Raw genomic sequence first — 11,117 nt, 5'->3', positions numbered from 1 at the left:
GAGGGCCGCCGGACCCCGGCCCTCCCGCGCCTCCCGGGCGGGGGAAGGCCGTCAGCGGCCGGTCAGCTCCGCGTACGCCCGCCGCAGCCCGTCGACCGCCCCGCGGCCGGCGGGCAGCAGCGGCTCGCGCACCGGACCGGCGTCCAGCAGCGCCTTCACGGTCACCGTCCCGGGCAGTCCGGCGGCCGTCATCAGCTCGGCCAGCGGCAGCAGGCGCCCGTTCAGCCGGGCCGCCCCCGCCGTGTCGCCCGCGTCGAAGGCGTCCAGGACGGCCCGGACCTCGGCGGGCGCCACGTTCGCGACGGTGCTGACGACACCCGCGCCGCCCACCGCGTACAGCGGGAGGTTCGACTCCTCGCAGCCCGAGTAGACGGCCAGGGCCGTACGGGAGATCACCTTCGTCGTGCCCAGCAGGTCGTAGGAGCAGTCCTTCAGGGCCGTGATCCGCGGGTGCTCCGCGAGCCGCAGCACCGTGTCCGGCTCGATCCGCGTGCCGGTGCGGCCCGGGATGTCGTACAGCATCACCGGCAGGCCCGTCGCGTCGGCGATCCGGCGGAAGTGCGCCTCGACGGCGTCCTGCGGCGGGCGGCTGTAGTACGGCGGGACGACGAGCAGGCCGTCCGCGCCCGCCGCCTCCGCCTGGCGGGCCAGCTCGACGGTGTGCGCCGTGTCCGCGGTGCCGACGCCCGCGACGAGCGGCACCGACGGACCGACCGCCTCCCTGACGGCGCCGATCAGCCGCCGCTTCTCGGCGTCGGACGTGGTCGGGGACTCTCCGGTGGTGCCGTTCAGGACGAGCCCGTCGCAACCCCGGGAGACCAGGTCCGCGGCCAGTTCCGCCGCCCGGTCGAGGTCGGGGGCGGCGCCCGTCGGGGTGAAGGGGGTGACCATGGCGCACAGGACGCGGCCGAAGGGAGGGGGCGTGGTGCCGTTGTGGATCATGCCCGCAGTCTCCGGGCCGCCCGCCCGCAGGTCCACTCAGCCCTGCTTCGAAGAGTGATGAAGCGATGCTCAAGCGTGGCATGACGGCGGTCGGCCCGGGTACTGGGGAGACTCCCGTACGTGCACAGGAAGGGAGGCGACCGCCGTGGCCGTCAGAACCCCGGAACCGTCGGTCGGCGAGCTGGTCAAGCGCGCCTCGGAGCAGTTCACCGACCTGGTGAGGGCCGAGTTGCGCACCGCCCAGGCCGAACTGGCGCAGAAGGGCAGACGCGCCGGGGTCGGCGGCGGGCTCATCGGGGCCGCCACCGCCGTCGCCTACGTCGGGCTCATGGCCCTGGCCGGCACCTGCGTGGCGCTGCTGGCGCTGGTCCTGGAGGTGTGGGCCGCCGCGCTGATCGTGACCGTCGTGCTGTTCTTCGTCGCCGCGGTCCTGGGCCTGGCCGGACGGGCGCAGATGAAGCGCGCCGTGCCCCCGCTGCCCGAGCGGGCCATCGACGGCGTGCGCTCCGACCTCGACGAGATCAAGGAGAAGATCCACCGATGAGCCGGCCCGACGAACTGCGCCTCGAAGCGGCGCGCAAACGGCAGGAGCTGGTCGAGACGCTCGACCAGCTCATGGCGAAGACGGACCTGCGGGCGCGGGCCGCCCGCATGGACCGCCGGCCGCTGGTGGCGGCCGCCGCGGTCGCCGCGGGGCTGGTCGTGCTCGCCGCGGTGCTGTCGGCCCGCTCCCGGCACGCGGGGTGCGGACGATGAGCGCGCGCAGGCTCCCGGGGCGCCGGTCGAAGTCCGCGCGCAGGCAGAAGATGCTCTACCGCCCCGTCGGGCTGCTGCTCGGCCTCGCCGGCGGCGCCGCCGCGAGCGCGCTGTTCAACCAGGTGTGGAAGGCCGTGGGGCGGGGCAGCGACGCGCCCGACGCGCTGGACGAGGACCGCTCGTGGCGGGAGGTCCTGATCGCCGCGGCCCTCCAGGGGGCCATCTTCGCGACGGTGCGGGCCGCCGTGGACCGGGGCGGCGCCGTCGGGGTGCGGCGGCTCACCGGGAACTGGCCGGGCGGCTCTTGACCTTGAGCCCGCTTGAGCCTTCAGGATGAGCGGTGACCGGCCGGACCGCAGGAGTGCGGCCGGGCACCCGTCCGAGGAGGCGAAGCATGACCGTGTACATCCGCCCTGACGCCCGGCCCGATCTCACCCGTCCGGACGTCGGCCTCGTCAAGGCGAGCACCTGGCGCGTGGGCACCCCGGAGCGGCAGCGGGCCGCCGTCGAGGCCGTCGCCCGCACCTGGGAGAAGCGCGACTGGCCCCACGAGGGCCTGCTCTCCTACACCGTCCACGTCGCGGAGGACGGGGACACGTTATTCCACTACTCGCAGTGGCGTGCCGAGGAGGACTACCGGGAGCTCGTGCGCACCGAGCGCGCCGGGCGGAACGCGGAGATCGACGCCGCGGTGCCCGGCATCGAGCGGGTCGCGATCCACTCGTACGAGCCGTACCGCGGCCACGCGCCCGCGGAGGGCCGCGGCCGGGTGCCGGGGTGCGTGGTCACCGTGGAGGTGGAGTTCGACCGCCCGGACCCGCAGCGGCAGCGGGACTGGGTGGACACGGTGCTCCGGGCGCTCGGCAGCGATCCCGCTCCGCACCCGGGCGGCATCTCGGGCCACTTCCACCTGGGCGTGGACGGCATCCGCGTCCTGAACTACGCCGAGTGGGAGAGCGCCGCCGCCCACGACGAGGCCCTGGCCGCGCCCGGTGACGGCGTCGGCGGGCCGACACCGCACTGGAGCAGGGTGCTGACGTACCCGGGGGTGGCGCACGTCACGGTGCGCCGCCACACGCCCGCCCTGAGCCTGTCCCCGCACGCGTGACGGCACCGGGGGGCGGACGCGGCGGGCCCGCCCGTCCCCCGGAACCGGTCGGCCCCGGGGGACGGGGGGCCGGGGGTGTCACGGGCGGAAGCGGAGGACCTGCGGGTCGTGGTCGCTGTCCTGGTCCGCGAACTCCGCGTTGATGTGCACGCTGTCGTACTCGAAGCGGCGGATGCCGGGGCTGGTCAGGATCTGGTCCAGCACCTGGCTGTTGCCCTGGAAGACGTACGAGTAGCGCTCGCCGGGGGGCAGGGACGTGACGGCCGCGCGCAGGGCGCCGCCGTCGGTGAGGGCCCGGGTGGTCGCGGAGAACTCGAAGTCGTTGATGTCGCCGAGGACCACCACGTCGGCGTTGCGCTGGACGGCGAGGACGTCCTTGACGAAGGCGTTGACGGCCCGCGCCTGCTGGAGGCGCTTCACCTCGGAGGAACGGTTCGGCGGCTGGCGGTGCGCGACGATCGACTCGTCGCCGCCCTTGGAGCCGAAGTGGTTCGCGACGACGATGACCGGGCGGCCCCGGAAGACGAACTCGCCGGCCAGCGGCTTGCGGCTGTTCTCCCACGCGGCGTCCGTAGGCGCGATCCGGCCGGGGGAGGCGGTCAGCGCCGCCCTGCCGCGCACCCTGACCACGCCGGTCGCGGTGGTGGCGTCGCCGCCCGGGCGGTCGGTGAACGACACGCGCGCGGGGTTGAAGAGGAAGACCTGGCGGATGTTGCCGCCGGGCTCGCCGCCGTCCCTGCCGTCCTGCGGATCGACGGAGCGCCAGTCGTACGCGGGGCCGCCGGCGGCGGCGATCGCGTCCGTGAACCTCCTCAGCGTCTCGCCGGCGGTGACCGTGCCGTCGTTCCGGGGGCCGCTGTCGTCCTGGATCTCCTCCAGGGCGACGATGTCGGGGGAGGCCAGGTTCCCCACGACGGCCCGCGCCAGCGCGTCGAACTTCTCCTGCGGGTCCGACGGGTCCAGGTTCTCCACGTTGTAGGTGGCGACGGCCAGTTCGCCGGCGCGCTGCGGACGGGTCCTCTCGCGCTCCAGGCCGCGGTCCTCGACCGCGCCCATCGTGCGCGCGGTGAGGGTGTAGCCGCCGTACTGGTTGAAGTCGAGCGGGCCCTCGGTGGGGCCGGTGAGCACGTCGCCGACGTTCGCGGCGGGGAAGGGCCGCTCGGCGAGCGGGACCAGCGACTGGACCTTGAGGCGGCCGGCGTTCTGGGACTCGTACGAGCCGTAGCGGGTGCCACCGCGGGGGGTGGGGTTCTCACCGGGCTCGACGGTCACCCACAGCTCGGCGTGCTCGGTGCTCGGGCCGACGACGCGCGAGGCGCCGATGCGGACGTTGGCGCCCTCCAGCGACTCGTAGTAGTCCAGCGCGTAGGAACCGGGCCTGAGGGGCAGGCCGTTGATCGAGCCGCCCGCGGCCGGGTCGCCCGCGGGGGTGTACGCGTCCGGGACGGACTCGGCGGTGACGGTCACCGGGGCGGGCAGCGGGTTGCCGGAGGAGACGACGGTGACGGCCGGCCGCGAGATCTGGGTGAGCGACTGGTTGCCGGAGCCGAGGCCGCCGGGGACGTACTCGGTGACCGTGCCCGACACCTCGACGGCGTCGCCGACGGAGACGGTCGGCTTTGAACCGGTGAAGACGAACACGCCCTCGCTGGTCGCCGCGTCCCCGTCCGCCCGCGGGTCCTGGAACCAGAAGCCGCGGGAGCCGTACGTGCGCACGCCGGTCACGACGCCGGGGACGTCCGTGACGGTCCGTCCGACGAGCGGGGATATGCGGGTGGAGCCCTGGATGTCGTGGATGCGGACGGTGCCGTCCGCGTCCGCCGCCGAGGTGGGGGCGCCGGCGAGCAGCCCGGCGGCCAGGGCGGCGGCGACGACGGCCGGGACCGCGGCGGTTCGCGGCAGGGAGGAAGCCATGGAGGACTCCAAGGGGAGGGGGNGACGGGCGGGCGCGGGGCGGCCGAAGGGGACACGGCTGCTCTACGCGCGTCAATTCTTGGGCGCGCGGGCCGCTTGTCAAGGGGGACCGGATGGACGGCGCCCGTCGGGCGCATGAACGCGGGGGGCGTCCTCCCGGGCGTCTAGGCTTGGGGGTTGCCCGGATCCGTCCCGCCGTCCTCCCCGAGGAGATGCCGCCGATGCCCTCAGACCGCCCGATCCTGCCGCCGGTGCGACTCCGGCCGGACGCCGAACTGGCGCGGGCCGCGCTCGCCTCGCCCGCACTGGCACGCGCCGTCCGGCTCGCCCGCTGGGCCGGACCGGGGATGCGGGCCGGTGCGGGCGGCGAACTCGCCGGGGACCGGCCGGCCGAGGCCGCCGAGGCCCTGGGCCTCGCGGGCGGGGACGCCGGGGAGGCGTGCGCGGGCGGGGCGTGGCGGGTCGCGGTCGGCACGGGCCTCGTCGAGGTCCGCGAGGAGCCCGGCGGGCGGAGCACCGTCACGGCCGGGGACGCCCTGCCGCTGGTGACCGGCGGGGCCCCGAAGGACGTGCTCGCCCTCTGGCTGGGCTGCCTGGAGACCGTCCTCGCCGACGCCGTGGCCCCCGCGGCGGACGGCGCCGCCCGCCCCGGCGGGCCGGGCCGGGACGCGGAGGCGCGGTTCCTGGACGAGGTGCTCGCCCACCTCTACCGGCTGACCGCGGCCGGTGGCGGACCGGTGCCGCTGCCCGCGCTCGCCGCCTCCGTCATCGTCCCCGGCGGCATGGCGGAGCCGACGGACGACGTACTGGAGCAGGTGTCCCTGGCGATGATGCGGCTCGACGAGTGGTTCCGGGCCCTGGAGCCGACGGGGCTCGTCGAGTACCGGCCCGTCGACGAGGCGCTGATGGCGCGGGAGGACCCCGACGAGCCGTCGCCCGCCGACCTCGACGAGGAGGCCGTCGCCCGGTACGGCATGGTCCGCCTCACCCCGCTCGGCCTGTACGGGGTCCGCGGCAGGCTGCTGGAGGCCGGCGCGACCGCCCCGGTGGTCGGGGAGCTCGCCGGGCGGGGCGCGGAGGAACTCCTCGGCGCCGTCGGCGGTTTCCCTCCGGAGGCGGCGCGGGCCGAGACGGAGCAGTGGCTCGCCGGGCGCGAACCGGCCGCGGCGGCCCGCGAGCTGCTGGCCGCGGCGAAGGGCGCCGACGCCGGGTCGCCGCTGCGCCGGCTCCACTGCCAGCAGGCGCTGGCCCTGGTGGGCGCCGAGGCGGAACCCGCCGTGCGGGAGGTCCTCGACGATCCGGAGCTGGGCGGGCTCGCCCGGGTGTGGCTGGCCGAGCGGGGCGCGGCGGACGTGCCGCCCCCACCGGAGGCGATGGTCTTCTGGCTGGCCGTCGACACGATCGCCGCCCAGCTCGGCGCCGTCGGCGACCTGGAGGAGCTCCGGGACCTCGTGGAGGGGCTGACGGGCGGTCACAGCGGCTTCCTCGACCAGGCGTGGCGCGTCGATCACCCCTCGACGCCGGAGGTGCTGGAGGCGATGGGGCGCCTGCACCGCGACAAGCGGACCGCGAAGGACGCCCGGAAGGCGGCGTTCAAGGCCCGTTCCCGCGCGGGTTCCTGACACCGGCCGGACGCCGCCGGCACCGCGGCGCCCCGCCCCAGGGCCCCGGCGGCCCCGNCTGGGGGCCNCNGGGNCGCCGGGGNATCGGTGGGGGCGGTCAGAGGGCTTCCGCCGCCGGGCGGACCATGCCGCGCACCGTGCGGGCCTTCACGAACGCGCCCATCGCGGTCATCTCCCACTCGCCGGAGAACTGCCGGATCAGCTTGCACATCAGGACGCCCGTCTGCGGTTCGGCGCCCGTCAGGTCGAAGCGGACCAGCTCCTCGCCGGTCGCCGCGTCCAGCAGCCTGCAGTACGCCTTCGCGACCTGGGTGAACTTCTGGCCGGAGAACGAGTTCACCGTGAAGACCAGGCCCGTCACCTCGGCGGGCAGCCGGCCCAGGTCGACGGTGATGACCTCGTCGTCGCCGGCGCCCTCGCCCGTCAGGTTGTCGCCGGAGTGGCGGACCGCGCCGCCGAGGATGGCCAGCTTGCCGAAGTAGCAGCTGTCGAGGTGGTCCCGCCGCGGGCCGTACGCGATGACGGACGCGTCCAGGTCGATGTCCCTGCCGCGGAAGGCGGGCTCCCAGCCCAGCCCCATCCTGACCTGGGAGAGCAGCGGGCGCCCGCCCTTCACCAGGGAGACCGTCTGGTTCTTCTGGAGGCTCACCCGGCCCTTGTCCAGGTTGATCTTCCCGGCCGCCGGGGCCGGGGCGGCCGGAGCCGGCGGGACGGGCGCGGAACCGGCCCGCGCCCGCGCCTCCGGGGCGCTCTTATAAACATCTGCAGCTGCCAACAACGACGTCGGTGCCGCCGGGGGCTCCTCGACGGTCACGCCGAAGTCGGTCGCGATGCCCGCCAGCCCGTTCGCGTACCCCTGGCCCACCGCGCGGACCTTCCACGCGCCGCCGCGCCGGTACACCTCGACGACGACCAGCGCCGTCTCCGAACCGAGCCGGGGCGGCGTGAACGTCGCCAGGACGGCGCCGGAGTCGGCGTCGCGGACCGTCGCGGTCGGCTCGATGCCCTGGAACGTCTGACCCGCGGCGTCGGGACTCGCCGTGACGACGATCCGCTCGACGTCGGCGGGGACGGCGGCCGTGTCGACCGTGATCGCGTCGGGTACCGCGCCGTCGCCGGACCGGTGGGTGACGCCGGGGGCCGACGGCTGGTTGTAGAAGACGAAGTCGTCGTCGGAGCGGACCTTGCCCTGGGCGCCGATCAGCAGGCCCGACACGTCGAGCCGGACCGGGGCGGCGACGTCCACCGCCACGCGCGCGGCGGACAGGGGCAGGTTCGAGCCGGGGGTCATAGCTGTCATGACGGCCATAACGATCGAGTGCCCTTCGCCGTTCCCTCACCCGGCGGCCCCGGCGGCCCCGGCGGCCCCGGCGGCCCCGGTCGTGAGGTCCCCGTCGCCGCGGGCGGCCGGCGCGCGGCCGCCCGCGGACCGGGCCGTACGGCACCGCGCCCCGCGACGGCCGTCGGCAGGGTAGAAGGTTTATCAGTTNTTCNACNGCNGNCNCGATTGCCNCGCCCCGCCCGGCCCGGGGGCGGGGCACGCCGCGCCCGGTCCCCGGCCCGGGCACGGCGGAGGCGGACCGCCCACCGTGCCCGGGCCGGCTCATACCGGGAGGGTGAGCAGCACCTCGTCGGTCTCCGCCCCCCGCGCGTGCGCCCAGCCCCGGTCGTGCCCGGTGACCTCGAACCCGCACCTGCGCAGCACGCGGATCGAACCGGCGTTGTCGGCGGCGGCGCGCGTGGAGCGGGCGTTCGAGGACGAGGTCCAGCAGGGCGGTCAGGGCGGCCGTGCCGACGCCCCGGCCCCAGTGCGCGCGGTCGATCCAGTACGTCACCTCCCGCCCGCCGGGCGGCCCGTACACGGCGGTGTGCCCGGCCGGCGCGCCGTCCAGGAGGACGATCCGGTTGACGTTCCCGGAGGCGAGGACGCGCGCCCAGTGCGCCTCGAACGCGGCCCGGTCGCCGGAGCGCTCGGAGACGAAGGCCGCCATGCGGCGCGCCCGCGGGTCCTGCATCAGCGTGAACAGGTAGTCGAAGTCGCCGGTGGTCACCGGGCGCAGCGACACGCGGGGCCCCGCGCCGCCCGCCACCGGCACCCCGCTCCCGCCGGCGGTCACCGCACCGGGGCGAAGTCGCGCGCCCCGACGAACTCCGGCCGCCGCGCCGGAGCCGCGAACGGCTCCACCGCCGTGTTCTCCACGCTGTTGAACACGATGAAGACGTTGCTGCGCGGGTACGGCGTGATGTTGTCGCCCGAGCCGTGCATCGCGTTGCAGTCGAACCACGTGGCCGACCCCGCCCGGCCGGTGAACAGCCGGATGCCGTGCGCGTCCGCGAGCCGGGTCAGGGCCTCGTCCGACGGGGTGCCCGCGTCCTGCATCCGCAGGGACCTCCGGTAGTTGTCCTCCGGTGTCGCCCCCGCGCACCCCAGGAACGTCCGGTGCGACCCGGGCATGATCATCAGCCCGCCGTTGGTGTCGAGGTTGGGGGTCAGCGCGATCGACACCGACACGGCCCGCATCCGCGGCAGCCCGTCCTCCGCGTGCCAGGTCTCGAAGTCCGAGTGCCAGGAGAACCCGGACGCCCCGAACCCCGGCTTCACGTTGATCCGCGACTGGTGGACGTACACGTCCGAGCCGAGGATCCGGCGCGCCGTGCCGGCGACCCGCTCGTCGCGCACCAGCTCCGCGAACACGTCGCTGAGCCGGTGCACCTCGAACACCGACCGCACCGCCCGCGACCGGGGCTCGACGACCGCCCGCTCGTCGGCCCGTACGGCCGGGTCGGCGACCAGGCGGTCCAGCTCCGCCCGGTAGACGGCGACCTCCTCGTCCGTCAGCAGGTCCTCCACCGGCAGGAAGCCGTCCCGTTCGAACGCCTCCAGCTCCGGGTCGAGCGGCCCCCACACGACCGGGTCGCGGCGGGGCGTGACCACCTCGGCCGTGCCGCGCGTGGGGTACAGGTCCTCCGCCATCGGTTCAGTCCTCCTCCGTCAGCAGCGGGTAGACGCCGTTCTCGTCGTGGTCCTCCCGGCCCGTCACCGGCGGGTTGAAGACGCACACGCAGCGGAAGTCGGTCTCGGCGCGCAGGGTGTGCCGCTCGTGCCCGTCGAGGAGGTACATCGTGCCGGGCCGGATCCGGTGCACCTCGCCCGTCTCGTGGTCGGTCAGCTCCGCCTCGCCCTCGACGCACAGCACGGCCTCGACGTGGTTCGCGTACCACATGGACGTCTCCGTGCCCGCGTACAGCACCGTCTCGTGCAGGGAGAAGCCGACCTTCTCGCGGGCGAGCACCAGCCGCTTGCTCTCCCACGTCCCCGACGCGGACCGCACATGGCGCTCGGTGTCCTCTATCTCCTGCAGCGATCGGATGATCACAGTGCCTGCCCCTCTCGTCTCGTTCGCCCGGCGTTCCCAAGTCCCCCGCGGCCCGGGCGTCTTCACGCGGGTCGGGGGCCCGCCGCTCAGGGGGCGGCGGTCTCGCGCACCGCCCGGGCCAGCGTACGCAGCCCCTCGTCCAGCTCCTCGGCCGTGACGGTCAGCGGCGGCAGCAGCTTCACGACCTCGCTCTGCGGACCGGACGTCTCCAGCAGCAGCCCCAGGTCGAACGCCCGGCGGCAGATCCGCTCGGCCCGCTCCTCCTCGGCGAACTCCAGGCCCCACACCAGACCGCGTCCGCGGTAGTGGGCGCCGTCCGCGGAGTTCTCGTCGCAGATCGTCAGCAGTGCCTGCTCGACCTGTTCGCCCCGCGCGAGGGTCTGCCGCTCCAGGCTGCTGTCCGCCCAGTACGTGCCGAGGGCGGCGGTCGCGGTGACGAAGGCCGGGTTGTTGCCGCGGAAGGTGCCGTTGTGCTCGCCCGGTCCCCACACGTCCAGCTCCGGCCTGAACAGGCAGAGCGCCATCGGCAGTCCGTAGCCGCTGATGGACTTGGAGACCGTGACGATGTCGGGCGTGATGCCGGCCTCCTCGAAGGAGAAGAAGCCGCCGGTGCGGCCGCAGCCCATCTGGATGTCGTCGACGATCAGCAGCATGTCGCGGCGGCGGCACAGGTCCGCCAGCGCCCGCAGCCACTCGGGGCGGGCCACGTTGACGCCGCCCTCGCCCTGGACCGTCTCGACGATGACGGCGGCCGGCCGGTTGAGTCCGGAGCCGCTGTCCTCCAGGAGCCGCTCGAACCACAGGAAGTCCGGCACCCGCCCGTCCAGGTAGTGGTCGAACGGCATCGGCGTGCCGTGCACCAGCGGGACGCCCGCGCCGGCCCGCTTGAAGGCGTTGCCGGTGACGGCGAGCGAGCCGAGCGACATGCCGTGGAAGGCGTTGGTGAACGACACGATCGACTCGCGCCCCTTCACCTTCCGGGCCAGCTTCAGCGCCGCCTCCACGGCGTTGGTGCCGGTCGGGCCGGGGAACATCACCTTGTACGGCAGGTCGCGGGGGCGCAGCACGAGTTCGTGGAACGCCTCCAGGAAGGCGCGCTTCGCCGTCGTCGCCATGTCGAGGCCGTGGGTGAGGCCGTCGCGCTCCAGGTAGTCGAGGAGGGCGCGCTTCAGCACCGGGTTGTTGTGGCCGTAGTTGAGGGAGCCGGCGCCGGCGAAGAAGTCCAGGTAGGTGCGGCCGTTCTCGTCGGTGAGGCGGGCGCCCCGGGCGCGGTCGAACACGGTGGGCCAGCCGCGGCAGTAGCTGCGCACCTCCGACTCCAGGGCCTCGAAGACGCTCAGGGGGGAGACGGCGCCGTGCTCCGCGCTCCGGGCGGAGACGGCCGTGGTGGGAGGNTGT

General features: G+C 75.1%; 11 protein-coding genes and 1 pseudogene. 5 read left to right on the top strand and 7 right to left on the bottom strand.

Annotated features, from left to right (window positions below; translation table 11 throughout):
• Positions 1 to 51: 51 nt before the first annotated feature.
• A complete protein-coding gene (dapA, locus tag MW084_RS06485) occupies positions 52 to 942 on the bottom strand; it encodes a 4-hydroxy-tetrahydrodipicolinate synthase (RefSeq protein ID WP_029553915.1) in 891 nt (296 codons plus the stop codon).
• Positions 943 to 1,087: 145 nt separating this feature from the next.
• On the opposite strand from dapA, the gene MW084_RS06480 reads away from it, so the two are divergent.
• From MW084_RS06480 to MW084_RS06465, 4 genes are all read left to right on the top strand, one after another.
• Positions 1,088 to 1,486 (top strand): phage holin family protein, encoded by a 399-nt coding sequence (locus MW084_RS06480; protein ID WP_010476126.1) that lies wholly within the window; start codon positions 1,088 to 1,090, stop codon positions 1,484 to 1,486.
• Positions 1,483 to 1,698 carry a hypothetical protein gene (locus MW084_RS06475; protein ID WP_010476128.1) on the top strand — a complete coding sequence of 72 codons (216 nt, stop codon included), beginning with the start codon at positions 1,483 to 1,485 and terminating at the stop codon, positions 1,696 to 1,698. The genes MW084_RS06480 and MW084_RS06475 overlap by 4 nt, the downstream gene beginning before the upstream one ends.
• Positions 1,695 to 2,006, top strand: coding sequence for a DUF4235 domain-containing protein (locus tag MW084_RS06470; RefSeq protein ID WP_010476131.1), 312 nt, complete (start codon positions 1,695 to 1,697; stop codon positions 2,004 to 2,006). The genes MW084_RS06475 and MW084_RS06470 overlap by 4 nt, the downstream gene beginning before the upstream one ends.
• An 86-nt stretch (positions 2,007 to 2,092) precedes the next feature.
• Entirely contained in the window at positions 2,093 to 2,806 is a 714-nt protein-coding gene (locus MW084_RS06465; protein ID WP_010476133.1) for an antibiotic biosynthesis monooxygenase, read from the top strand.
• 78 nt (positions 2,807 to 2,884) lie between these two features.
• Here the strand turns inward: MW084_RS06465 and MW084_RS06460 are convergent, their stop codons facing one another.
• Entirely contained in the window at positions 2,885 to 4,720 is a 1,836-nt protein-coding gene (locus tag MW084_RS06460; protein WP_010476135.1) for an endonuclease/exonuclease/phosphatase family protein, read from the bottom strand.
• Positions 4,721 to 4,941: 221 nt separating this feature from the next.
• On the opposite strand from MW084_RS06460, the gene MW084_RS06455 reads away from it, so the two are divergent.
• Entirely contained in the window at positions 4,942 to 6,342 is a 1,401-nt protein-coding gene (locus MW084_RS06455; RefSeq protein WP_010476137.1) for a hypothetical protein, read from the top strand.
• Positions 6,343 to 6,439: 97 nt separating this feature from the next.
• Here the strand turns inward: MW084_RS06455 and MW084_RS06450 are convergent, their stop codons facing one another.
• The 5 genes and pseudogenes from MW084_RS06450 to ectB form a co-directional block, all read right to left on the bottom strand.
• Positions 6,440 to 7,633 (bottom strand): TerD family protein, encoded by a 1,194-nt coding sequence (locus tag MW084_RS06450; protein ID WP_275563802.1) that lies wholly within the window; start codon positions 7,631 to 7,633, stop codon positions 6,440 to 6,442.
• 312 nt (positions 7,634 to 7,945) lie between these two features.
• Positions 7,946 to 8,357, bottom strand: a pseudogene (locus tag MW084_RS06445) (GNAT family N-acetyltransferase).
• A gap of 98 nt (positions 8,358 to 8,455) precedes the next feature.
• Positions 8,456 to 9,316 carry an ectoine hydroxylase gene (thpD, locus tag MW084_RS06440; RefSeq protein ID WP_010468962.1) on the bottom strand — a complete coding sequence of 287 codons (861 nt, stop codon included), beginning with the start codon at positions 9,314 to 9,316 and terminating at the stop codon, positions 8,456 to 8,458.
• Between the two features lie 4 nt (positions 9,317 to 9,320).
• On the bottom strand, positions 9,321 to 9,719 hold the full coding sequence (locus MW084_RS06435; protein ID WP_010468961.1) for an ectoine synthase: 399 nt from the start codon (positions 9,717 to 9,719) through the stop codon (positions 9,321 to 9,323).
• A gap of 86 nt (positions 9,720 to 9,805) precedes the next feature.
• Positions 9,806 to 11,059, bottom strand: coding sequence for a diaminobutyrate--2-oxoglutarate transaminase (gene ectB / locus MW084_RS06430; protein WP_029553321.1), 1,254 nt, complete (start codon positions 11,057 to 11,059; stop codon positions 9,806 to 9,808).
• Positions 11,060 to 11,117: the final 58 nt, after the last annotated feature.

It is taken from the genome of Streptomyces sudanensis (assembly GCF_023614315.1).
Taxonomy (GTDB): domain Bacteria; phylum Actinomycetota; class Actinomycetes; order Streptomycetales; family Streptomycetaceae; genus Streptomyces; species Streptomyces sudanensis.
The sequence above is the reverse complement of the archived record's forward strand: the minus strand, read 5'-3'. Positions and strand labels throughout refer to the sequence as shown.

Excerpts from the sequence above, each read along its gene's own strand:
- dapA (WP_029553915.1), bottom strand. The coding sequence starts at position 942 with ATGATCCACAACGGCACCACGCCCCCTCCCTTCGGCCGCGTCCTGTGC.
- MW084_RS06475 (WP_010476128.1), top strand. The coding sequence starts at position 1,483 with ATGAGCCGGCCCGACGAACTGCGCCTCGAAGCGGCGCGCAAACGGCAG.
- MW084_RS06470 (WP_010476131.1), top strand. The coding sequence starts at position 1,695 with ATGAGCGCGCGCAGGCTCCCGGGGCGCCGGTCGAAGTCCGCGCGCAGG.
- MW084_RS06465 (WP_010476133.1), top strand. The coding sequence starts at position 2,093 with ATGACCGTGTACATCCGCCCTGACGCCCGGCCCGATCTCACCCGTCCG.
- MW084_RS06460 (WP_010476135.1), bottom strand. The coding sequence starts at position 4,720 with ATGGCTTCCTCCCTGCCGCGAACCGCCGCGGTCCCGGCCGTCGTCGCC.
- MW084_RS06455 (WP_010476137.1), top strand. The coding sequence starts at position 4,942 with ATGCCCTCAGACCGCCCGATCCTGCCGCCGGTGCGACTCCGGCCGGAC.
- MW084_RS06450 (WP_275563802.1), bottom strand. The coding sequence starts at position 7,633 with ATGACCCCCGGCTCGAACCTGCCCCTGTCCGCCGCGCGCGTGGCGGTG.
- thpD (WP_010468962.1), bottom strand. The coding sequence starts at position 9,316 with ATGGCGGAGGACCTGTACCCCACGCGCGGCACGGCCGAGGTGGTCACG.